Below are 22,564 nucleotides of genomic sequence, written 5' to 3' on the forward strand. Positions count from 1 at the left end.
AAACCCGCAAGCGCTTTTTTTAGAAAATCGCGTTTTTTTCCAAAAATCTGTTTTTCTCTTTAAAAATGGTGCGTTGCCAGAACGAATGGCAAAAATCACCGGGCTTAGCGCAACAATATTTGCACCCCTAACCCCCAACCTCGAGCGAGCACTGACTTATCCACAGCCTATCAGATAAGCGGCCTGCGATTCACTAAAAACGCCCGACCGGTTCACAGGAAACATTGGGCGTTTTCAAGTCGCATCCAACATGAAGAGCGATTCTAGGCAAGTTTCGTCGAACTCCCACTCTGCGCTGCACGACCACGCTGTTTTTTCCGCGAGTCGTGTACCCGCCACCCCAGCAGCGCCAGAATCACGACCATATATATGAGCGATTCAGCCTCCCACGTCTTTCCCACCATTATATAGTGGATGCCGCCCAGCGCCGCGGTCCGATAGACCAGCTTATGCAGCTTGCGCCACCGTGGACCCAGTTTGCGAACGGACCAGCTGTTCGAGGTGACTGCCAAAGGCGTCATCAACACAAACGCCGCCATGCCAACCGTAATATAGGGGCGCTTCAGGATGTCCTTCCAGATCTCGGACAGGATCTGCACGTCCAAGATCAGCCAAACCAGAAGATGCGCCGACACGAAATAGAACGTCAGGATCCCGATGGCCCGACGGAACCGGATCAGGTTCACACCTACCATTGCCCGCAGGGGGGTGATGGCTAGGCCGACAATCAGCGCCTGCAGTCCAAGTTCACCCAACTCATGCTCCAACGCCTTGACCGGATCGATCCCCATCGCGCCCGTGGCGGCCAGATAGAACAACCAGACAGGCCACACCAATCCCGCCGCATAGACGACCCAGATCGGCAACTTGCGCGCGCCCGAATTAATATGATCCGTGATCACCATCAGAAGTTCTTCGCCAGGTCCATGCCAGTATAGAGCCCAGCAACCTCTTCTTCATATCCATTGAACATCAGCGTCTCTTTGCGCTTAGCAAACAGCCCGCCGCCAATGGTGCGCTCGGTGGCTTGTGACCAGCGCGGGTGGCTGACCTGAGGGTTCACATTTGAATAGAAGCCGTATTCACGCGGCTGCAGCATGTTCCATGTGGTTTGCGGCTGCTTGTCAGTCAGCGTGACGCGGACGATCGACTTGATCGACTTGAAGCCATATTTCCACGGAACAATCAGACGCAGCGGTGCACCGTTTTGCTTCGGCATCGGTTTGTCATAAATGCCAGTCGCCATGATGGTCAACGGGTGCATGGCTTCGTCAAGGCGCAGGCCCTCACGGTAAGGCCACTCGATGTTGACCGAGCGGATGCCGGGCATCTCTTCCTCGCGCACCAGCGTTTCGAACGCCACATATTTGGCACCTGACTGCACGCCTGCCATGTTCAGCAACTGATTCAGTTCGAACCCATACCACGGGATCACCATCGACCATGCCTCAACACAACGGAATCGATAGATGCGCTCTTCTTGGCTGACTTTCGTCAGAATATCCTCAAGCCCATAGCTGCCCGGCTTGTCGACCATCCCGCCGATCTGCACCGACCACGGGTCGATGGTCAGCTGATGCGCGTGACGTGCAGGATCTTCCTTGCCGGTCCCGAATTCGTAGAAATTGTTATAGGCGCTGATCTCGTCGAACGTGTTCGGCGCGGCATCCGTCGAGTACTTGGACGCGCCCAGCGCTGGGGCAATGGCCATACCTGCGAACAACCCGGCGGCGCCGCCCATCAATTGGCGGCGATTCATGTAATCTGCCTTGGGCGTTACATCCGAGTATTTCAGCACATTCTTATAGGCCATCACGGGCACCTCGTCTTTTGATCTTATTCTGATCTAAGGCGCCACGCGCGCAAAGCCAAAGCACAATGGCTCACGTCCGCGCCAGAGGATTGTAACATTTACCCGCGAGATAGAGTCCGGCCTAGCTGTTGCTACCACTAAGGTCAGCTGCGCTCGTTCCATCTATCAACTTGATGCCGTTCTTTGAGTGTCGCAACACCAGCTTCCGCTGCCGTTTCCCAGAGGGGACCTGAAAGGCTGGAACCAGACTGTCTGTCTGGTCCATCAATTCCGGGAATATGGCGAGAAGCTCTTCACGTGCTTCAGGCGAAACCGCCTTCAAGGCTTCTGGACCGGTATACAGGCTTTCCGATGGCGCACCTTCAGCAATAATCACCTCGTGACGATCGAACAGAAGATGAAAATACTCTACATCCCCGTGATCCGTATCCACAAAAATCCCCGGCAATTCCGCCAACCGGATCGCCGCAACCAGAACTTCGGGTTCACCAAACATGCGGGTGGCGACCTTCGAACGCACCAACATGCGGTGCTGACGCGAAACCACAAGATCCCGCACAGGCAATCCACTTCCCAATGCCCCGCTACTGATGCGAACGGGCTGAAGCTTGGAATTCTGAGCCAGCATCCACTTGGGAACTTTCCGGCGACCAATCCACTGAATTTCCTGCAACCCGTTCGTCAGGGTTTGAACCTTATCGCCGACCTCTAAATCCTCGATCAGGCGTGTGCCTTGTTCGGTCGCAATATGCGTGCCGCCAGTAAAGCAGACCAAGCTATCATAGCTTTGCGCACCATTCGTATTGAAATTCGAATACGTCAGGACATCGCCAACCGAAAACTGAATCGTCGACGCCATGCCGATTGGGTTGCCTGCCGTGTCGCCAAAAACAATCAACGTCCCGACTTCACCCGTCGTCGTGTTAGTGACGGTGAACTCGCCGATATTCCAGACGCTGCCACCATCTGGGATTACAACCGTGCCATCTAATATTATATCACCAGAAGCTTGCTGATCCCCAAGTGGGTCAGGAGAACCCTGATCGGGCGCATCATCAAATGATGTGTCACCAGCACCGTCGCTAATGGTAATATTTTCCGCCGTTCCCGCGACTGTAAATGGCCCGCCCGAAAACAGGTCGAAGATGGAACTCATTCCTAAATCAGCGGCTGTCCAGCCGAAAAACGTGTAGTCAGGCATCACAACACCTCAAATCATACCGCGAAACATACCAGTCAACAGACGGCTAACGTCGCCGTCATATTATGCCTCACAGCCTTCTGCAGACAAGCCTCTTGCCGAACGTGCAAGAAACCCAATGATGAACCGAGCTTAATTGCAGCCGTTTCTAATATGACTGCCAGCCGTCAGAGCCACTTATCAATCGGGCTGACTTGGCTGAACAACTGAAGGGTAAATCTGGCTCATTGGCACCGATCGCCCGCTGTCTTGCATCAGACGCACGTGACGGCGGCGCATCTGACGTGGCTCGGCCACGCCGACGGAATGCGCGATGGTTTCGACCTCTTTCACGATGCCCTTGGCATAACGCGCGACCTTCACGCACTTGTCTTCCGGCACCAACCCCTTCTGGAACCGGGGATCGTGGGTGGTGATGCCGGTTGGACAGGTGTTCTTGTTGCACTTCAGCGCCTGAATGCAGCCCAGCGAGAACATGAAGCCCCGCGCCGAGACCACGAAATCCGCGCCCGCACAGATCGCCCAGGCCACATCACCCGGATTGACCAACTTGCCAGAGGCGATGATCCGAATGCGATCGTGCAACCCATGCGCGTCGCGCAGGTCCACGATCTGTGGCAACGCCTCGCGGATAGGCATGCCGACCAGATCCATCAAAGGCATCGGGGCTGCACCCGTGCCGCCTTCGCCGCCATCAATGGTGATGAAATCCGGGGCGGCTTCGGCACCCCGTGCGGCGATCCGGTCGAACAGTTCTTCAAACGGCTGCGTCGCGCCGACGACGGTTTTGAACCCCACGGGTTTGCCGGTGACCTCTCTTATATGTGACACCATATCCAACAGGTCGTCCCAATCGTCGATTTCGGTGTGCCGGTTCGGAGAGATGGACGCTTCGCCTACTCGGATCCCCCGGATCTTTGCAATCTCGTCCGAGACCTTCTCGGCCGGCAGGATGCCCCCTTTGCCCGGCTTCGCGCCTTGCGCCAGCTTCAGCTCGAACATCTTCACTTGCGCGTGGGCCGAGGCTTCGCGCAGCTTATCGTCGGACAGGTTGCCGTCATGATCGCGCACACCATATTTCGCCGTTCCAATCTGAAACACGACATCGCCACCGCCCTTCAGGTGATAGGGCGACAAGCCCCCTTCCCCGGTGTTCATCCACACGCCCGCCTTGGCCGTACCAATTGACAGCGCTTCGACCGCCGGACGGGACAGCGCACCAAAACTCATGCCGGACAAGTTGAAGATCGACTTCGCCTCATAGGGCGCGCGCGCGTGGGGGCCGATGATCATCGGTGCGGTTTGGGCGAATTGATTGTCCAGCGGAGGGAATGCCGCATTCACAAAGATCGGCGTCCCCACCACATTCAGGTTCCGCGTCGACCCGAACGCCAAGGTGTTCCCATGCCCAGCAGCCGTGTGTTCAACCCAGTGGCGCTGCGCCCGATTGAACGGCAGTTCTTCACGGTCCATTGCGAAAAAGTACTGTCGGAAGAACTCGCCCAGATTTGAGAACAGCGCCCGAAAGCGCCCAATCACTGGATAGTTCCGGCGCACCGCGTCATGGGTCTGAAAGCGATCTATTATATAGAGTGTCAGGATCAGCGCTAAGATAACGCCCACCGCAAAGATCAGCACCTGCGCTAAAAGCTCGATTGCCCAGAACATCGACTGCATGAAACCCTCCGTTTATCCGCGCCCAGTCTAGCCAAGCAGGGCCGGACGCGGAAGAAGCGGGTGGTGACATTTCTGTGTGTCAGTAGCGAAGACCGAACCTGCGATAGAGAAAGCTTAATAGCCAGGCAGGGCCAATCAACAAGAATTGCAGATCTTTAAAGAAGGATGGCTTCTTACCTTCGACCTTATGTCCCCAGAACTGCCCGATCCACGCCAGTACGAACAGAACGGCTGCGACCTTCCAAACCGTGTATCCCGCCGACGCCACCATGATGATGATCGCATAGCACAGCGCGACGAACGCCAGCAGGCCAATGGTTAGACGGGGCGACAGAACCAGATAATAGGCGAGCGCCAGAAGGGCGACGACTGACAGCCAGCCCCCAGCTCCCAACAGCCCGGGCGCCGGCAGCGCATACAGCCCTGCCATGACCGTCCAGAAGATGGCGGGCACACAGATCCAATGTACCAGCTTGTTTGTGGGGTTCTGATGGCTCTCGCCATATTCCTCTAAAAGCGCATCAATGCGGCGCATGTTTCGTCCTCCCGTTTTTCGTTTTCTGCGACCCTAGCCACGGACCTGCCACACCACCAAGCATAACTTTACGTTAAGGGAAGGGATTCGCGACCACCTTGGCGCGAATCGGCCGAGCGTTAGCGCACCCGTTTTTTCGGCAAGGTGTCGCCCGTTTCTTGGCATAGCCAGTGCAAGCTTTCGCCCAAAGGCCGTGTTTGGGTTTACCCCCGCAGGTTTCCGCCAACACCTGCCCCGAAAAACCGCGAAGACGCGCTGAAATACCGACAAATTCAGTTTTGCCGTGGGATCCGGCCAGCACACCCGCTTCACTGCCCCTGCACCCAATCTGGTGTGCACGAAACACTCAACACTCACGGAGTTACACATGAAACTTGCAACCCTGACCAGCGCCATCGTCCTGACTGCCGCATCCGCCGCATTTGCCGAAGGCCTTGATGCCGATGGCGACGGCATGGTGACCATTGACGAAACCGTCGCGATGTATCCGGACGTCACCGCCGAGATCTTCTCGGCCGCTGACGCCAATGACGACGGCGCACTGGACGCAGACGAACTGGCCGCCGCGCAAGAAGCTGGTCTGATTCCAAGCGAAACCTAAATTACCCGCCCACCACTCACAAAAGAACGCGCCCGCCGGTGAAGATCGGCGGGCGTTTTTTGTTGGGTGGAAGTCGCCTTTCAGAAACTTGCCGGCAGGGTTAACTTCGTTGTCCAGGTTCTTTCAGCCTTCTGCCAGAAAGAGCAGCTAGACAGCATTTGAAACGACGCATCTAGTCGTCGATGGCCGCATGCTTACTCCAAACGGCCTGAAGCAAATCGTCTGAATTGTCATGGCCGCCTTCCAGAAGTTCGAAAGACAGCCCGCCAACATTGTCGCGCGTAAGGCAATACATACCTGCGTTATCTGTCTGCAGACAAACGACCCCGTTTCTCAGGGTAATACTGTGCACGCTCCAGTGCTCGGGAATACTCAGCTTCATGTTGAGCCAGCCTGTCTCCGTTGGCGAGAGCGTCTGACTTAGATGAAGATACTGACCAATTCTGAGAAACTCATCGTCACGTTGGATATGCGCATTGATACTGTCTGCATGCCAAATCAGCTCGGCAAGGTGTTGATCTTCAACTTCGTCGAATTGCGCTGCGTCTACTAAGCCACCTATGAAAGTTTCAAAATTGTCAGCGAGATGCGTAATCGTGTGATCATTCTCTTGATCAACATGGACTACTGCGGGATCTCCCGAGGGACCGCACTTTCGATAGTCCAAACAAATCATATCATGCCCAGCTGAAGGGCAGTTCCCAAAATAGACACCGATGGGTGGGTAGCCCCATTCAGCAATCATGAATTGACTGCCCAGTTCACCGCAGAGCGAATAAACCTTCTCGTCTCCAATCCCCATAATTCCACTGAGCGCAACGTGGTTCTCGGCCCATGAGGTAGGCGTTGCTGTCGGAAAAGCCGACTTTTTGGGAATACCGCCGTTTTGAAACCGCATCAGTTCGATGTAGGCGGACGGAAGACGGTATCCCAACCTGTCCTGAACATTTTCGATCATGGAAATAGTGAGCGAAGGCAGCACATATTCTTCCCGCGCATAGTCTGAGTCTTTCCAAAACTCAGCCAGATTGGCTTCAACGAAGCGGCGCATCAATTCCCTCCAGACATTTTCGGAGCAGCGTCACCTTTAGTATTCTCACGATTGATCACTATGGGCCAGTAATTAGCGGGAGTTTATTGGTAATTATCTCAGCAACCTTGGCGCCCACCATCGAGGGCATGCATGTATCGTTTGGTCAAGCAGTTGGCCTCCCCCCCCAATAACAAGAGCCCGCAACCTGCGGGCTCTTGTTATCAATTCCTTAGTGAACCACCGCGTCCTCAGGCGGTTGCCGGTTCGAGCTGGACACACGATCCCCGACAAGCAGCCCGTCAGCGCCAGCGCTGACCGTGATCGTATCTCCCTCCATTACATCACCTGCCAGCAGCATCTCTGCCAACTGGTTCTGCAACGCGCGTTGGATAACACGCTTCAAAGGACGTGCACCGAAGACGGGGTCATAGCCCTCGTCCGCCAGCCACTTCATCGCAGCCTCATCCAGCTCAAGTGCGATATTGCGACGGCCCAGCCGTTTGGTCAGGCGGCCCAACTGGATCTCGACGATGCCGTCCATGTCTTCACGGGTCAGGCGATCAAAGATGATCGTCTCGTCCAGACGGTTCAGGAACTCAGGCCGGAAATGTGCCCGCACCGCATCCATCACGTCACGCTTCGCGTCCGAGGCATCGGCCCCGTCCGGCAGCTGGCTTAGCGCCTGTGCGCCAAGGTTCGACGTCAGGATAATCAGCGTCTGCTTGAAGTCCACGGTGCGCCCCTGCCCGTCGGTCAGGACTCCATCGTCCAGAACCTGCAACAGCACGTTGAACACGTCTGGATGCGCCTTCTCGACCTCGTCAAACAGCACGACCTGATAGGGTCGACGCCGCACGGCTTCGGTCAGCACGCCGCCTTCATCATAGCCGACATAACCCGGAGGCGCGCCGATCAGACGGGCGACCGCGTGTTTCTCCATGAACTCGGACATATCGATGCGCACCATCGCGCTGTCGTCGTCAAACAGGAAGTCTGCCACAGCTTTGGTCAGCTCGGTCTTACCCACGCCGGTCGGCCCAAGGAACAGGAACGAGCCCAGCGGGCGGTTTTCGTCATTCAGGCCCGCACGCGCACGGCGCACGGCGTTGGACAGCGCGGTCACAGCCGACGTCTGTCCAATCACACGACGACCCAGATCCTCTTCCATGCGCAGAAGCTTCTCGCGTTCGCCTTCCAGCATTTTCGAGGTCGGAATACCTGTCCAGCGTTCGACAACGGATGCGATCTGTTCGGGACGCACGGCTTCCTCGACCATCATCTCGGCCTCGGCGCCTTCGGCATCTTCCAGCTTTTTCTCAAGCCCCGGAATGACGCCATAGGACAGCTCGCCCGCTTTCGCCAGATTGCCCTCGCGCTTGGCGCTGTCCAGTTCAGCACGGGCGCGGTCCAACTGCTCTTTCAGCTCGCGTGCACCTTCCAGCTTGTCACGCTCGGACTGCCATTTCGCGGTGAGCGACGCGGACTTTTCGCTTAGATCCGACAGCTCGGCCTCGAGCTTCTCAAGCCGGTCTTTCGACGCTTTGTCATCCTCGACGCGCAGCGCTTCGGCCTCGATCTGCATTTGCAGAATCTGACGGTCCAAGGCGTCCAGCTCTTCCGGTTTACTGTCGACTTCCATCCGCAAGCGGCTTGCGGCCTCGTCCACAAGGTCGATGGCCTTATCCGGCAAGAAGCGGTCGGTGATATAGCGATGCGACAAAGTCGATGCAGCCACCAAAGCGCTGTCGGAAATCCGCACACCGTGGTGCAGTTCGTACTTTTCCTTGATGCCCCGCAGGATCGAGATCGTGTCTTCCACCGTCGGCTCTTCAACCATCACAGGCTGGAAACGACGGGCAAGTGCTGCGTCTTTCTCGACGTATTTGCGGTACTCATCCAGCGTGGTGGCACCGACACAGTGCAGCTCGCCCCGGGCCAGCGCAGGCTTGATCAGGTTGGCCGCATCCATCGCGCCATCCGATTTTCCGGCACCCACAAGCGTGTGCATTTCATCGATGAACAGGATGATCTCTCCGGCAGCGTCAGTGACCTCGTTCAGAACACCCTTCAGGCGCTCTTCGAATTCACCACGGTATTTCGCACCGGCGATCAACGCGCCCATATCCAGCGCCATCAGCTTTTTGTTACGCAGGCTTTCGGGCACATCGCCATTGATGATGCGCAGCGCCAGACCTTCCGCAATCGCGGTTTTACCCACGCCGGGTTCACCGATCAGAACCGGGTTGTTCTTGGTGCGGCGGCTAAGCACCTGCATCGTGCGACGAATTTCTTCATCACGTCCGATGATCGGGTCAATTTTGCCCTCTGCCGCTGCCACAGTCAGATCGCGCGCGTATTTCGACAGCGCTTCATAACTATCTTCTGCACTGGCGCTGTCCGCCGTGCGACCCTGCCGTACTTCGTTGATCGCAGCATTCAGCTTCTTCGCGTCAACGGCACCTGCGTCCAGCGCATCCCGTGCACCGGATTTCACCACGGCCAAAGCCGTCAGCAGCCGCTCAACCGGCACAAAGCTGTCGCCAGCCTTCTTGGCCAGCTTCTGCGCTTCGTCGATCACGCCAGCCGTCTTGTTGTCCATGTAAACCTGCGCGCCATCGCCCGTCACCTTGGACAATTTGCCAATCGCCGCATCCACAGCTGCACGCACACGATCGGGTGCACCGCCTGCCTTGGTGATCAGGTTGGCGCTCATGCCTTCCTCATCATCCATGAGGGCTTTCAGCAGATGTTCGGGAACCAGTCTTTGATGATTTTCGCGCATGGCGATGGTCTGTGCAGCCTGAATGAAGCCGCGCGACCGTTCAGTGAACTTTGACAAATCCATGTCACTCTCCTTTTCAAGCGCCCTTTCGTTCAGATGCCCGCCTTTGCAGCACATCTTATTGGGCCTCGGGATTAATTTGGGGTTTCAGGGGTGAAATTCAAGACGATTTCCTGCGACAGATTTGCGTTTTTCGTCGCATCAGCGTAGGAACCGGCGAACCGGAACGGAGACCCCAGACATGACCGATGATCGTTTAATCGTTGCCCTTGATGTGCCCAACGCGCTGGAGGGGTTGAAATTGGCCGAAGCGCTTGGCGATGCCGTGAATTTCTACAAGATCGGGCTGGGGATGCTGACCGGCGGCGGATTGGCTTTGGCGAACGAGTTGAAAGACGAGTTCGGCAAGAAGATCTTTCTGGACATGAAGCTTTTCGACATCGGCAACACGGTCGAGGCCGCGGTACGTGGGCTGTCACAGTTTGATCTGGATTTCCTAACCGTGCATGGCGATCCGCATGTGGTCCGCGCCGCGCAAGAAGGTAAGGGCGGCAAGGACATGAAGATCCTTGCTGTGACAATCCTGACGTCGCTGGATCGTTCGGATCTGGATGCAGGCCTGATCAAACCCGGCAACGTGCAGGATCTGGTGCTGGAACGCGCAGCCCGCGCGATGGAAGCCGGCGCCGATGGCGTCATTGCTTCCCCGCAAGAGGCTGCCCTGATCCGCGCCCTACCCGAAGCCGAAGGCAAGCTGATCGTCACACCCGGCGTGCGCCCCGCTGGCGCTGATCTTGGGGATCAAAAGCGGATCGCGACCCCCGCGCAAGCCATTGCAGATGGCGTTGATCACATCGTGGTGGGCCGCCCAATTCGCAACGCGTCAGATCCCCGTGCAGCGGCGCAAGCCATTCTGGCCGAGATGGCATCCCCGCAAGCACAGAACCCAAACGCTTAAACGAAAACGCCCCGCCAAAAGACGGGGCGTTTATTCTTTGGTTGGGACCAAGCCTTACATCTCGTTGATGTCCGTGTCCCAAACTTTAGTCTGCCCTTTGCGCACGCCGAAGAACTTGCGCAGACCCAGCCAGGACACCAGTGCCACCGCGCCAAGGATCACCAGCATGACTGGCAGCGAAAGGCTGATGCCCAATGCCAGCAGGATACCCACAGCGCTTGCGCCGATCGCAAAGCCCAAGAAGACATAGCCGGGGGCAAGGATTTCAAGGATTACAAGCGCGATCGCCCCACCGATCCACGCCCACCAGACTGACCAAAGCATCACACTTTTCCTTTCAACAATTTGAAGGCATCGCCGAACGCATCCAACGCGTTGGCGGGTAGGATAATGGTTTGCTTGCCTTCGCCTGCACCGACAGCGGTCAAAGCCTCGACTTGCTTCAGGGCAACTTGATATTGCGCAGCTTCGATGCCGTTTTCCTTGATCGCCTTTGCCACGACTTCAGTCGCATAGGCTTCGGCGTCTGCGGACACACGGCGGGCTTCCGCCTCTTTCTGGGCTGCGTACAGCTCGGCATCGGCCTGAAGCTCGACGGCACGACGCGTCCCTTCAGCCTCGGTCACTTGCGCACGGCGGGCTCGTTCGGCGTTCAACTGCTGAAGCATGGCTTCGCGCGTTTGCGCATCCAGGTTCACGTCCAGAATTTCCGCACGGGTCACTTCGATACCCCAGTCATCCACGGCATCCGCAACCTGTTGTTTGATCTGCGAGATCAGCTGCTGGCGGTTGGATTGAACTTCGTCCAGTTCCATCTCGCCAATTCCGGCACGCACGATGCCAGCGACGGTGGTCGCAATTGCAGCGTCCACATCGCGGATCCGGTAAACCGTCTTTTCTGGCTCGAGGATGCGATAGAACACACTGGTTTCGACCTGCACCAACACGTTGTCCGAGGTGATCGCATCCTGACTGGCGGTCGGAAGCTGACGCTCTAGGATCGACACCTTGTGGCGCACGCGATCCAGAAACGGCACGATAAAGTTAATGCCCGGCCCAAGGACCGACTGCAGGCGGCCGAAGCGCTCGACCACATATTTTTCACTTTGCGGAACGATTTTTACGCCCCGTAGAACTGTCAAAATCAGAAATGCGGCCAGCAGAAGCAATACAATGTTGCCACCGCCCAAACCGTTAATAATCTCGTCCATTAAGATGGCCTTTCACTGTCCACGTTTGATAGTTAGATGGGCATGAAACTGCGAAATTTCAACCATAAATGCCGGTAAGCGCTGCAATGCCGGCCCGAACGCGCGGCTTGAAATGCTCGATGGCGCGTGGGTTAGCCAGCCATTCTTCAGGCGACATAAAACGCCAGCATTGCCCTTCGTCACCCAGTTGGATCAGATCCGTCGCGCTGTGCGGAAGGATCGCCCCAAACCACCATGCATATGTCCCGGCAACATGCGGGCTTTCGAAGCGTTTCTTCCAAACCAGCTGATCTTGGCGGATCACCAATGACAGCTCTTCCATCGTCTCGCGCAGCACGCAGTCCTCGGGCGATTCGTTGCCTTCTGACCCGCCTCCGGGCAGGTCCCACATGTTGGGGAACGGTATGTCAGGCTTGTCATCGCGCAAAAGCGTAACAAGCTTCCCGCCAATCAGCAGGACCAACTTTGCGCCGATATAGTCAACTTGGCTCATCGTCTCAGACTAGGCCTGTTCCCCGCCTGCCGCATCCGCTAATTTCGCACCATGCCGTCACTATGCCGAAAATGTCTGACCCAGTTTGAAACGGGCCGCCGCTGCCCGTCCTGCAACAGCCCCCGCGTGCTGTCGCATCCCGAGCTGTTTGACCTGTCGATCGCGCATATGGATTGCGACGCGTTTTATGCTTCGGTCGAAAAACGCGACAACCCGGAACTGGCGGATAAACCGGTCATCATCGGGGGTGGCAAACGGGGCGTCGTGTCGACCGCCTGCTACGTGGCACGCATTCGTGGCGTGCGATCCGCCATGCCAATGTTTCAAGCGCTGAAACTGTGCCCAGACGCGGTGGTGATCCGCCCGCGCGGCAGCCACTATGCCGCTGTATCAAAGCAGATCCGCGCTTTGATGGACGAACTGACCCCGTCGATCGAACCCCTGTCGCTGGACGAGGCATTTCTGGACATGACCGGCACCGCCGCACTGCACGGCGCTCCGCCCGCCGTGATGCTGGCGCGGCTGATCAACCGGATGGAGGACGAGCTGGGCCTGTCTGGTTCAATCGGACTGAGTCACAACAAGTTCCTGGCCAAGGTCGCGTCGGATCTGGACAAGCCCCGCGGTTTTTCAATCATCGGCAAGGCCGAAACCATGGACTTCCTGCACGACAAACCGGTGGGGCTGATCTGGGGCGTTGGAGGCGTCAGCCAAGCGCAGCTGGACAAGGCGGGCGTGCATACTTTTCAGGACCTGCTGCGCTGGGAAAAAGAAGACCTAGTCGCCCGCTTCGGCAGCATGGGCGACCGGCTGTGGCACCTGGCACGTGGGCAGGACAAGCGCCGCGTTTCGGCCCATACACCGATCAAATCGATTTCGAACGAAACCACGTTTTTCGAGGATACGTCTGACCCCGACCTGCTGGATGGTCATCTGTGGAGATTGGCCGAGAATGTCTCGGACCGGGCAAAGGCACGCGACATGGCAGGACAAGTTGTAACGCTGAAACTGAAACGCGCCGATTTCCGGGCGCTCAGTCGTCAAAGCAATCTGGGCGACATGACCCAGAGCAGCGACCGCATATATCGCACAGCGCGCGCCTTGTTGAATACGGTTCTGGACAAGGGACCATTCCGCCTGATCGGCGTGGGGATCAGCCATATTGGCCCGGCAACCCAGACGGATGTGACACAAGACCTGCTGGACCCAAATGCCGAACAGCGCCGTCAGGCGGAAAAGGCCACGGACAAGATCCGCGCACGTTTTGGCAAGGATGCGATCATCAAAGGACGGGGACTGCGCTAATAATTTTATTCCGCCGCCAGCGCAGCGTTGCTCCGCCCGACATCAGCGATCCGCGCGATAACCGCGCGCAGGCGGTTCTGAATCTCGGTAAAGCGATAGTTGGGCGTTATCGACGCTTCGTCCATGTAAAGCGAGCGGTCGATTTCGATCTGGACCACGTGCCGCCCCATCTGGGGCCGCCCATAATGCTGCGCCATGAAGGCGCCCGCAAAGGGCATGTTCCGGGCCGTCCGAAACCCAGCACCCTGAAAAGCAGCCTCGATCGCATCCACGATTTCAACGCCCGCCGAGGTGCCGAACCGATCGCCCAGAACAATCTCGGGTGTGTCGGAGGATTTGCGACGCAAACTGGCCAAAGCTTCATGCGGCATGGAATGGCAATCAACCAGTATCGCCTGCCCATGTTGCGTCAGGCTGTCGTCCATCAGCTGTCGCAGCTTGGTGTGGTATGGATGCCAATGCGCATTCAGACGCTTCTGCGCGGCGCCAAGCGTCATCTTTCCACGGTAAATCGTCCGTCCACCGGCAACGACGCGTGGGATGACACCAAGCCCCGACGAAATGCGCGGATTCAAGGTCGTCCCGCGAAGCCCCGAAATCAGTGCGGGATCCAGTTCTTCCAAGCCACGGTTCAGATCGACATAGGCGCGTGGTGTGTTGGCACACAGAAATGGTGCACCACATTCCGTTGCAAAGGCGTACAGCCTGTCCACATACGCGTCCTCGGACGACCGGATCGAACGCTCGTCCAGAATGGTCTGCTTCAAGAAGGCATCATCATAGTAACGCCCGCTATGAGGGGACGCGAACACAACGCTCGTGTCCCGGCTGCGGGGGTGATACACTGAAAATGTCTGATCGCGCATCTTTGCCTCCTCCAGCGTTTCGGTTTCGTGTGACTCTGGCTTAAACCAAAACGCCTTAAGTTCTTTATAAAGTAAAAAACTCTTGCCAAAAGCCCTTGCACGCGGCCCCGACTCCTTTTATAGCAACGCGAACTGGCGCGGGGTTTCCCGCGTCGTTATGTTTGGACTCGCCTGAAAGGGTTGTTTAGACACAGAATTTCGGGCGATTAGCTCAGCGGTAGAGCACTTCGTTGACATCGAAGGGGTCACTGGTTCGATCCCAGTATCGCCCACCATGAACCGCCAGATGACCGAAAGGTCAGAAGGTATAACTGAAGCCTAGGCGCAACCGCAGCGCCGCGTAGAAGGAGATCGACTATGAAAGTTCGCAACTCGCTCCGCTCGCTGAAAAACCGTCACCGCGATTGCCGCGTCGTGCGCCGTAAAGGCCGCGTATACGTGATCAACAAGACGCAGCGCCGGTTCAAAGCCCGTCAGGGCTAATCGCTTCAGCAGCGTTACCGAAAGGCCGCCCTTTGGGCGGCTTTTTCTTTTTCTGACACAGTTCACTTGGCAGCCTGCTGGATTAACTCGGCCCCAAAATCGCGCACCATCACCTGACGCAACCAGTCGATCACGACCTTCACACGACGGCTTTGCAGCGTGTCCGGGTTCAGGTGCATATGCAGCACGCGATCCAGCGTGATATTTGGCGTCGCACCGCGCAATCGCTTCAACAGCGGATCCGCCTCGGCCAGGCATTCAGGCAGCAACCCGTTCCCAATCCCGCCCACCACACATTCGCGCAACACGGCGGCGTCGGTCGCCGTCATGGCCACACGTGCATCCGGTCCCAATCGCTTTTGAAGTTGCCGCGTCATCGTCGGGCCGGGCGCATCGTCATCGCGAAACAGAACCCAGTCAGTCCCCCCTGCCGGCGCCCCAACCGCCGAATAGCTGGCATAAGGGATGCGGCAAAACGGCGTGGCAAATTCCAACGCGCTGGCAGGTGCATCAAACCATAGCGAGATGGTAGATTCCCCATGCGGAGGCACCGGCGGCAAGCGCCCAGACAAACGCAACTCAAGGCGTGGGTGGATCTCTAAAAACTCTTTCAGCGCGCGCTTGGCCAGATGTTGCAAGACCCATGAGTTACTGATCAAGCGCACGACTCCCACGGCCGCCTCAGCCTGATCCTGAAGGATGTCGGTCATCTGTCCCAGTTGAATTTCGATCCGACGCGCATGTTCGATCACGGTGCGCCCCTGATCCGTGGGAATGAACCCCGACTTCGAGCGAGCAAACAGAATAGTGCCCAACTGCCCCTCAAGCGCAGTAAGCCGCCTGCCAACCGTGGTTTGGTCCATATCCAACATATGCGACGCCCGTGTCAGGGTCCCCGCCCGTGCAATCGCCAATGCGACTTTCAGGTGGCTCCAGTCCATTATCCCGCCCTAAGTTTATAGCTTCCTGCGATTATGCAGGATTGTTAGGCATCCGTCATTCTTAAACTGCAGCATTGAACCCGCTAGAAAGGCGCGAACGCGATGACCCGCCAGCCGTCAACGGGCAGCAAGCACCGGTCATCGCGCAACAGATTGGAAGGATACTGACATGACATTAAGACCCATTGCTGCGGCTCTTTTCGCAGGTTGCACCGCGCTTGCTGGGTGCACCAGTCCAACACCGGATCCGATCCGCGCCGAGCCGAAGTTTGACAAGCTGGGCGAAGCCATCGGATGCAGCGACGGGATGGTGCTGGTGACAGGCGGGAATTATCCTGCGGCCTGCGTACCCGATGATGACGACTGTAACGAACGTCCCTATTACGATGCGGCCGGTAACATCATTGATCCTTGCTCGGATCCGCGCCGCCCAAAAGATCGTGATCCACGTCCAGAGCGCGAGCCCGATCCAGACCGTGATCCGGATCCCGAGCGTGAGCCCGAGCGCGACCCAGACCCGCGCCTTCCGGATCCTCAATAAAGCTGTCCACGGAAGGGGCGGCAACTCCGCCCTACCTTTCCATACTCCGCGCGGGATCAGAGTTTCAGATCAAATACTTTGATCCCGTTTTCGCCCCCATTGCACAGATCACATAATTGCCGACCAAGTGCCTGATGCTCTGGGTGATCTGCATAGGTTTGAAGGGCTTCGTGATCTGCAAAGCGAATGACGAACCCGGCGTCATAGCTCGCCGATTTTCCTTCGAAATCCAGGTTCGGCCCGTGATCAAACCCCAGGACCCCATTCAACCCCGCGCTGAATTGCGCAAGCGCGGTCAGCACTTGATTGCGCTGATCCTCGCTGACGTCAGTCCGAAAATTGCAGAATACACAGTGAAGGATCATCGCCAGCCTTATCGTCACGAAATCAGTGGCCAGCGTAGAGCAGTTTCCCCCATACAGAAAGGGCCGGGTTGCCCCAGCCCCATCCGGGAGAAAACTATAATGCCTTAGTCGTAGACGCGCTGATCGTCGATAACGATGCCGTCATTCGGCAGGCTGCCCGGCGCGACCAGTTCGATCTTGCCTTTCAACTTCAGCGTATCTGCCACCGATTTGGCATAGGTGTCTGCGTTGCCGCCATCGGCCTCGACCTGAACCGTCATGGCGTCCATCTCGCCCTCGCGGGTGGCAATGACGCGGGCCTTGGCGATCTCGGAATGCTTCGAGACGAAGTCGGCCACCTGTTCAGGGCGCACAAACATGCCCTTGATCTTGGCGGTCTGATCCGCGCGCCCCATCCAGCCTTTGATGCGCATGTTGGTGCGGCCACAGGGGCTGACGCCAGGCAGTACGGCTGACAGATCGCCGGTTGCAAAACGGATCAACGGATAGTCGGGGTTCAGCGTGGTCACGACGACCTCGCCCACCTCACCCGGAGCAACAGGATCGCCGGTGCCGGGGCGCACGATCTCGACGATCACGCCTTCGTCCACGATCATGCCTTCCATCGCGTCGCTTTCGTAAGCCACGTTGCCCAAATCTGCAGTCGCATAGCTTTGCAGGCAGGTGATACCGCGATCGGCGTATTCCTGACGCAGGCTGGGGAACAGCGCCCCGCCACCGACGGCCGCCTTGGTGATCTTCAGCGCCACGCCATCCGCATCCGCACGGTCCAGAATGATCTTCAGATAGTCCGGCGTGCCCGCATAGGCGGTGGTGCCGATATCGGCAGCGGCGCGGACCTGAAGCTCGGTCTGGCCAACGCCAGCAGGCAGAACGGCGGCACCCACAGCACGTGCTCCATTCTCGAAAATCATGCCGGCAGGCGTCAGGTGATACCCAAAGCAGTTCTGCACAATGTCGCCCTTACCGATGCCGCAAGCGTTCAGAAAACGCCCCATGCGCCACCAGTCATGGCTAACCCCGCCGGGTTCATAAATCGGGCCGGGGCTTTGGAAGATATGCGCGAACTCATGCGTTGGCAAACCTCCGAACCCGCCCAGGGGGCCGTCCGCTGCCTGCGCCTTGCCGATCTCGGATTTGCGCAGCACAGGCAGCGCAGCCAAAGCATCTGCCGAGGTAACGCTTGCCGCGTCGACATCCGCCAGAAGATTGGCATAGCCGGGCAATGCCTTGGCACGGGCGATCTGATCAGGAAGAGCAGCCGCCAAGCCCGCTGCGCGTTCATCTTCCGAACGGGTCTCGAGCGCATCAAAATAGTTGGACATGAGCAAAACCTCTGTCTGCGCCGACCAAGATCGGCGGTTTAATCATGAAAATTTGGGTCACCGTGGATGGTAGCTGGGTTAGGCCAGCCAACGCTTGCGGCGGCGATACGAGCGCACGTCGCGGAAGCTCTTACGGCCTTCATCCGACATACCCAGGTAGAATTCTTTAACGTCAGGGTTTTCGCGCAGTTCGGCGGCGGGGCCGTCCATCACGATGCGGCCGTTTTCCAGAATATAGCCATAGTGGGCATATCTCAGCGCCACGTTGGTGTTCTGCTCGGCCAGCAGGAATGTGGTGCCCTGCTCTTCGTTCAGGCGCTTCACGATCTCGAAAATCTGTTCCACCAGCTGCGGAGCCAGACCCATGGACGGTTCATCCAGCAAGATCATATCTGGGCGCGACATCATTGCGCGGCCCATGGCAACCATCTGCTGCTCACCACCCGAGGTATAGCCAGCCTGCGATTTGCGGCGCTCGGCCAGACGGGGGAAATAGTCATAGACCATTTCCAGATCTTTTGCGATCGCGGCGCGGCCATCGGTGCGGGTGTAAGCACCGGTCAGCAAGTTCTCTTCAACGGTCAGGTGTTCAAAACAGTGACGGCCTTCCATCACCTGAATGACACCACGTTTCACCAAAGCGGCCGGGTTTAGCTCGGCGATATTTTCGCCCTTGTGGTCAATCGTGCCCTTGGTCACTTCGCCACGCTCTGCCTGAAGCAGGTTCGAAATGGCCTTAAGGGTCGTCGTTTTACCTGCGCCGTTACCACCAAGAAGCGCGGTGATGCCGCCCTTGGGAACAGACAGGCTTACGCCCTTCAGCACAAGGATCACGTGATTATAGATGACCTCGATATTGTTGACCTCAAGCAGGGTCTCGTCGGTCTTTATATCGTCCAGCATATCAGGTCGTCCTGTTCCTAGTCGTTACGTTGGGGTCGTCCGGGCCCGAAGGCCCGGACGTGCCGGTGTATTAGTTACACTGCGGCTCGATTTTGTTTTCAGCAGCATAAGCGGCCGAGTCAGCGTCGATCAGCGGCTGGATCACATCCATGTCCGACCCACCGAAGTCCGAGATCAGCGACCACTTGCCGGCAGCAGCATCCCACTGCTGGATAGCAATGGCACCCGGACCACCGTGGTTTGCACAGCTCACTTTGAACTCGGGGCCGAAGCCCTCCATGCCCAGTTCGGCCATACGTGCATTGGTGATCTCCAGCTGCTCCAAACCATCGCGCATCTGCGCCGATGTGATGTCTGCAACACCGTGGATTTCCTGAGCCTTCTTCGCAGCTTCAGCCAACATCATCGCGGCATAAACACCACGGTTGTAGATAACCGTACCAACGTTCGAGCCGTCACCAGCTGCTTTACCAGCGTCTACAACGTGTTTTTGCAGGTCAGCAAAGACCGGATAGTCCGAACCAACACCGTGGAAGGTCATCGCCTTATAGCCGGTGGCCTTGTCACCAGCAGGCTTCACGTCATGCTCGGCACCGGACCACCACACGCCGATGAACTGGTCCATCGGGTAACGGATGTTCGCGGCTTCCTGAATGGCAACCTGGTTCATCACGCCCCAGCCCCAGAACAGAACGTAGTCAGGCTTTTCACGACGGATCTGCAACCACTGAGCTTTCTGCTCTTGACCCGGATAGTCGATCGGAATGGTGGTCAGATCGAAGCCATGCTTTTCGCCCAGCTTGGTCAGGGTCGGGATCGGCTCTTTACCGTATGCGCCGTTGAAGTGCAGCAGAACGATCTTCTTGCCCTTCAGGTCACCACCGTTCAGGTCCAGCACGTGGTTAATCGCTGCCGAAGCACCGTTCCAGTAGTTGGCCGGGAAGTTGAACACGTGGCTGAACACGTCGCCGTTTGCAGCCGAGGTACGGCCGTAACCGGGGGTGTACAGCGGAATGTCGTCAGCAGTCGCTTTGGGGATCAGCTGATACGTAATACCGGTCGACAGCGGGTTATAGGCCAAGGCGCCTTGACCTTTGGTGGCTTCATAGCATTCCACGCCCTTTTCGGTGTTATATGCAGTTTCACACTCGGGGACGCTTACAGCCACACCACCGATACCGCCGTCACGCTCGTTCAGCAGGGTCATGTAGTCTGCAAAGCCGTCAGCGTAAGGAATACCGCCCGCGGCGAAAGGGCCGGTCCGATAGCTGAGCGACGGGAATACCAGATCCGCCATTACCGGCGAGCCTACCATCAATGCGGCTACTGATGCCGCGGCAACACGTTTAAAAGTCATTTGCTTCCTCCCTAGATTAGCAAAATATTGTGCCCTTTTGGGCAGCATTGCATTTGGACACCCGACCCTCCTCTTGGCCGGATGTCCGGATTTTTTGCCCGCTTAGTGCGGGAAGGGCCACAGGCGCAGCTTCTCTTTCGTGAGACGCCACAGTTGGGCCAAACCATGGGGTTCGAGGATCAGGAAGATCACGATCAAACCACCAACGATGATGAATTCGAGCTCGGCAGCGATTTCAGTGGGCCAGCCCATGGTGCCTACCAGAACGTTCTTCAGAAGAACCGGCATCAGGACCATGAAGGCTGCACCAGCGAAGGATCCGAAGATCGAGCCAAGGCCGCCGATGATGACCATGAAGAGCACCAGGAACGACTTGGTGATACCAAAGCTTTCACCCGCCTCTGCCGCGCCCAGATAGACGGCGAAGAACAGCGCGCCCGCAATACCCACAAAGAAGGACGAGACAGCGAAGGCCGACATCTTAGCCATCAGCGGGTTCACCCCGATGATCTCGGCTGCGATGTCCATGTCTCGGATGCCCATCCACTTACGGCCAGTCATGCCGCGCGTCAGGTTGCGGGCCATCCAAGCAACTCCAACCAGGAACACAAGGCAGATCATGTATTTCGCCCAGGCTTCGGTGTTGGGGCCGGTAACGACGATACCAAAAACGCTGCGTTCAGGGGCGTTAATCTGGCCCGAGGCCGAATAGTTGTAGAACCACGCCACCTTGTTGAACAACCAGACCAGAAAGAACTGCGCGGCAAGGGTCGCAACCGCAAGGTAGAACCCTTTGATGCGCAGAGACGGCAGACCGAAGGCCACACCCACGGCGGCGGTGATGCCACCAGCGATCAACACGTGGAACACGATGTTGATGTCCGGGAAGGCGACCATCAGCTTATAGCAGGCGTAGGCCCCTACAGCCATGAAACCACCCGTACCCAGCGATACCTGACCGGCGTAACCCGTCAGAATGTTCAGCCCCAGCGCTGCAATGGCATAGATGAAGAACGGAGCAAAGATCGAGTTCACCCAGTAATCGTTCACAAAGAACGGGATCACACAGAAGGCGACGAACAAGGCAATCCAGTATCCGGCCCGATCAAGGCGGATCGGAAAGGTCTGGTTGTCGTCACGGTAGGACGTTTTGAAATCACCAGCTTCGCGGTAAAACATTGATCAGACCCTTTCGATGATTTTCTCACCAAACAGCCCTTGCGGACGGAAGATGAGGAAGACAAGTGCCAGCACATAGGCGAACCAGGCTTGCGTCGCGCCGCCCACAAGGGGACCGACGGCAAATTCAAACAGCTGCTCGCCCACACCGATGATCAAGCCGCCGATGATGGCGCCCGGGATCGAGGTGAAGCCACCCAGCATCAGAACCGGCAGAGCTTTCAGAGCAACCTCAGCCAGCGAGATCTGAACACCCGATTTCGAGCCCCACATGATCCCGGCGACCAGCGCCACAAAGCCAGCAATCGACCAGACAAGTACCCAGATGAAACGCAGCGAGATACCGACCGACAAAGCTGCCGAGTGATCATCTGCCACAGCCCGCAGGGCGCGGCCTTGCTTGGTGTATTGCGAGAACAGAACCAGCGCGGTCACCAGAAGGGCTGCAACGATGGCCGCAACGATATCGAGGTTGTCGATAAAGAAGCCATAGCCGAACCAGTTATAGGTGGTCGTATCAATCGTTTCGTTGATACCCTGCGCCAGCCCCACGTCCAGCTTCATCACTTCCGAACCCCACATCAGCGGTGCGAAACCGTGCATGAAGTACCACATGCCGATCGTGGCCATGAACAGGATGATGTCAGGCTGGCCGATCAGGTGCTGAAGGATGTATTTCTCGATCACCCAGGCGACAAACACCATGGCAGCGCCAGCCACGATAATCGCTAGGATCGTTGGCACGGTCCATCCAAAGTGGTGGACCTTGGTTCCGAAGATCGTGTTGATCAGGTGTGCGAAGGGGATCTGCCCCGTCTGAACACCCACCAAGGTCATGGCGGCGAACACCACCAGCATACCTTGGGCAAAGTTAAAGATACCGGACGCCTTGAAAATCAAGACAAAGCCCAGCGCGACGAGTGCGTAAAGTACCCCGGCCATCAGGCCGTTCAGGGTGACTTCCATCGCAAAGAGTAGTTGTTCAGGCATAGTCT

The 22,564-nt window shown here is 57.4% G+C and carries 23 protein-coding genes and 1 tRNA gene; 6 read left to right on the forward strand and 18 right to left on the reverse strand.

Translation table 11 applies throughout. From position 1 onward, the window contains the following. Positions 1-263 precede the first annotated feature (263 nt). The 5 genes from msrQ to FIL88_RS11570 form a co-directional block, all read right to left on the reverse strand. Positions 264-905 carry a protein-methionine-sulfoxide reductase heme-binding subunit MsrQ gene (gene msrQ, locus FIL88_RS11550; protein WP_142854035.1) on the reverse strand — a complete coding sequence of 214 codons (642 nt, stop codon included), beginning with the start codon at positions 903-905 and terminating at the stop codon, positions 264-266. Continuing rightward, positions 905-1,813: a protein-methionine-sulfoxide reductase catalytic subunit MsrP gene (gene msrP / locus FIL88_RS11555; RefSeq protein WP_142854036.1), complete on the reverse strand. Its 909-nt coding sequence runs from the start codon at positions 1,811-1,813 to the stop codon at positions 905-907. The genes msrQ and msrP overlap by 1 nt, the downstream gene beginning before the upstream one ends. 121 nt (positions 1,814-1,934) lie before the next feature. Further along, the gene (locus FIL88_RS11560) at positions 1,935-3,014 is read right to left on the reverse strand and encodes a Hint domain-containing protein (protein WP_142854037.1); all 1,080 of its coding nucleotides are present in this window, start codon (positions 3,012-3,014) and stop codon (positions 1,935-1,937) included. A 180-nt stretch (positions 3,015-3,194) separates the two neighbouring features. Next, complete coding sequence (locus FIL88_RS11565; protein WP_142854038.1) at positions 3,195-4,691, reverse strand: FMN-binding glutamate synthase family protein; 1,497 nt, start codon at positions 4,689-4,691, stop codon at positions 3,195-3,197. A gap of 79 nt (positions 4,692-4,770) precedes the next feature. After that, a complete protein-coding gene (locus FIL88_RS11570; RefSeq protein ID WP_142854039.1) occupies positions 4,771-5,226 on the reverse strand; it encodes an Mpo1 family 2-hydroxy fatty acid dioxygenase in 456 nt (151 codons plus the stop codon). Positions 5,227-5,593: 367 nt separating this feature from the next. Between FIL88_RS11570 and FIL88_RS11575 the strand changes: the two genes are divergently transcribed. Continuing rightward, positions 5,594-5,827, forward strand: coding sequence for an EF-hand domain-containing protein (locus tag FIL88_RS11575; RefSeq protein WP_142854040.1), 234 nt, complete (start codon positions 5,594-5,596; stop codon positions 5,825-5,827). 172 nt (positions 5,828-5,999) lie between these two features. Here the strand turns inward: FIL88_RS11575 and FIL88_RS11580 are convergent, their stop codons facing one another. Further along, a complete protein-coding gene (locus tag FIL88_RS11580) occupies positions 6,000-6,878 on the reverse strand; it encodes an SMI1/KNR4 family protein (protein ID WP_142854041.1) in 879 nt (292 codons plus the stop codon). 211 nt (positions 6,879-7,089) lie between these two features. Continuing rightward, positions 7,090-9,705: an ATP-dependent chaperone ClpB gene (clpB, locus tag FIL88_RS11585; RefSeq protein WP_142854042.1), complete on the reverse strand. Its 2,616-nt coding sequence runs from the start codon at positions 9,703-9,705 to the stop codon at positions 7,090-7,092. Positions 9,706-9,883: 178 nt separating this feature from the next. Here clpB and pyrF point away from each other — a divergent pair, with 178 nt between their 5' ends. Next, complete coding sequence (gene pyrF, locus FIL88_RS11590; protein WP_142854043.1) at positions 9,884-10,600, forward strand: orotidine-5'-phosphate decarboxylase; 717 nt, start codon at positions 9,884-9,886, stop codon at positions 10,598-10,600. A 54-nt stretch (positions 10,601-10,654) separates the two neighbouring features. On the opposite strand, the gene FIL88_RS11595 is transcribed toward pyrF, so the two are convergent. The 3 genes from FIL88_RS11595 to FIL88_RS11605 are packed head-to-tail and all read right to left on the reverse strand — an operon-like array spanning position 10,655 to position 12,304. Continuing rightward, positions 10,655-10,924 (reverse strand): NfeD family protein, encoded by a 270-nt coding sequence (locus FIL88_RS11595; protein WP_142854044.1) that lies wholly within the window; start codon positions 10,922-10,924, stop codon positions 10,655-10,657. Further along, complete coding sequence (locus FIL88_RS11600; protein ID WP_142854045.1) at positions 10,924-11,811, reverse strand: SPFH domain-containing protein; 888 nt, start codon at positions 11,809-11,811, stop codon at positions 10,924-10,926. Before FIL88_RS11600 ends, FIL88_RS11595 begins: the two co-directional genes overlap by 1 nt. Positions 11,812-11,869: 58 nt before the next feature. After that, entirely contained in the window at positions 11,870-12,304 is a 435-nt protein-coding gene (locus tag FIL88_RS11605; RefSeq protein ID WP_142854046.1) for an NUDIX hydrolase, read from the reverse strand. 51 nt (positions 12,305-12,355) lie between these two features. Here FIL88_RS11605 and FIL88_RS11610 point away from each other — a divergent pair, with 51 nt between their 5' ends. Continuing rightward, positions 12,356-13,609, forward strand: coding sequence for a DNA polymerase IV (locus FIL88_RS11610; RefSeq protein WP_142854047.1), 1,254 nt, complete (start codon positions 12,356-12,358; stop codon positions 13,607-13,609). A gap of 5 nt (positions 13,610-13,614) precedes the next feature. Here the strand turns inward: FIL88_RS11610 and FIL88_RS11615 are convergent, their stop codons facing one another. Beyond that, positions 13,615-14,475 carry an N-formylglutamate amidohydrolase gene (locus FIL88_RS11615; protein ID WP_142854048.1) on the reverse strand — a complete coding sequence of 287 codons (861 nt, stop codon included), beginning with the start codon at positions 14,473-14,475 and terminating at the stop codon, positions 13,615-13,617. Positions 14,476-14,675: 200 nt separating this feature from the next. On the opposite strand from FIL88_RS11615, the gene FIL88_RS11620 reads away from it, so the two are divergent. Both FIL88_RS11620 and ykgO read left to right on the forward strand, forming a co-directional pair. After that, positions 14,676-14,750: transfer RNA gene (locus tag FIL88_RS11620), tRNA-Val, on the forward strand. A gap of 82 nt (positions 14,751-14,832) precedes the next feature. Next, on the forward strand, positions 14,833-14,958 hold the full coding sequence (gene ykgO, locus FIL88_RS11625) for a type B 50S ribosomal protein L36 (protein WP_005850168.1): 126 nt from the start codon (positions 14,833-14,835) through the stop codon (positions 14,956-14,958). Between the two features lie 62 nt (positions 14,959-15,020). On the opposite strand, the gene FIL88_RS11630 is transcribed toward ykgO, so the two are convergent. Further along, positions 15,021-15,899, reverse strand: coding sequence for a LysR family transcriptional regulator (locus FIL88_RS11630; protein WP_142854049.1), 879 nt, complete (start codon positions 15,897-15,899; stop codon positions 15,021-15,023). 169 nt (positions 15,900-16,068) lie between these two features. On the opposite strand from FIL88_RS11630, the gene FIL88_RS11635 reads away from it, so the two are divergent. After that, positions 16,069-16,440 (forward strand): hypothetical protein, encoded by a 372-nt coding sequence (locus tag FIL88_RS11635; RefSeq protein ID WP_142854050.1) that lies wholly within the window; start codon positions 16,069-16,071, stop codon positions 16,438-16,440. A 56-nt stretch (positions 16,441-16,496) separates the two neighbouring features. Here the strand turns inward: FIL88_RS11635 and FIL88_RS11640 are convergent, their stop codons facing one another. From FIL88_RS11640 to FIL88_RS11665, 6 genes are all read right to left on the reverse strand, one after another. Then, positions 16,497-16,823, reverse strand: coding sequence for a Dabb family protein (locus tag FIL88_RS11640; protein ID WP_246066700.1), 327 nt, complete (start codon positions 16,821-16,823; stop codon positions 16,497-16,499). 86 nt (positions 16,824-16,909) lie between these two features. Then, the gene (locus FIL88_RS11645) at positions 16,910-18,130 is read right to left on the reverse strand and encodes a phenylacetate--CoA ligase family protein (protein WP_142854052.1); all 1,221 of its coding nucleotides are present in this window, start codon (positions 18,128-18,130) and stop codon (positions 16,910-16,912) included. 78 nt (positions 18,131-18,208) lie between these two features. Then, on the reverse strand, positions 18,209-19,033 hold the full coding sequence (locus FIL88_RS11650; RefSeq protein ID WP_142854053.1) for an ABC transporter ATP-binding protein: 825 nt from the start codon (positions 19,031-19,033) through the stop codon (positions 18,209-18,211). Positions 19,034-19,103: 70 nt separating this feature from the next. Further along, on the reverse strand, positions 19,104-20,390 hold the full coding sequence (locus FIL88_RS11655; RefSeq protein WP_142854054.1) for an ABC transporter substrate-binding protein: 1,287 nt from the start codon (positions 20,388-20,390) through the stop codon (positions 19,104-19,106). Positions 20,391-20,492: 102 nt separating this feature from the next. Next, positions 20,493-21,569, reverse strand: coding sequence for a branched-chain amino acid ABC transporter permease (locus FIL88_RS11660; RefSeq protein ID WP_142854055.1), 1,077 nt, complete (start codon positions 21,567-21,569; stop codon positions 20,493-20,495). Between the two features lie 3 nt (positions 21,570-21,572). Continuing rightward, positions 21,573-22,559 (reverse strand): branched-chain amino acid ABC transporter permease, encoded by a 987-nt coding sequence (locus tag FIL88_RS11665; protein ID WP_142854056.1) that lies wholly within the window; start codon positions 22,557-22,559, stop codon positions 21,573-21,575. Positions 22,560-22,564: the final 5 nt, after the last annotated feature.

Origin of the sequence: Aliiroseovarius halocynthiae, from assembly GCF_007004645.1 — a bacterium.
Lineage (GTDB): Bacteria > Pseudomonadota > Alphaproteobacteria > Rhodobacterales > Rhodobacteraceae > Aliiroseovarius > Aliiroseovarius halocynthiae.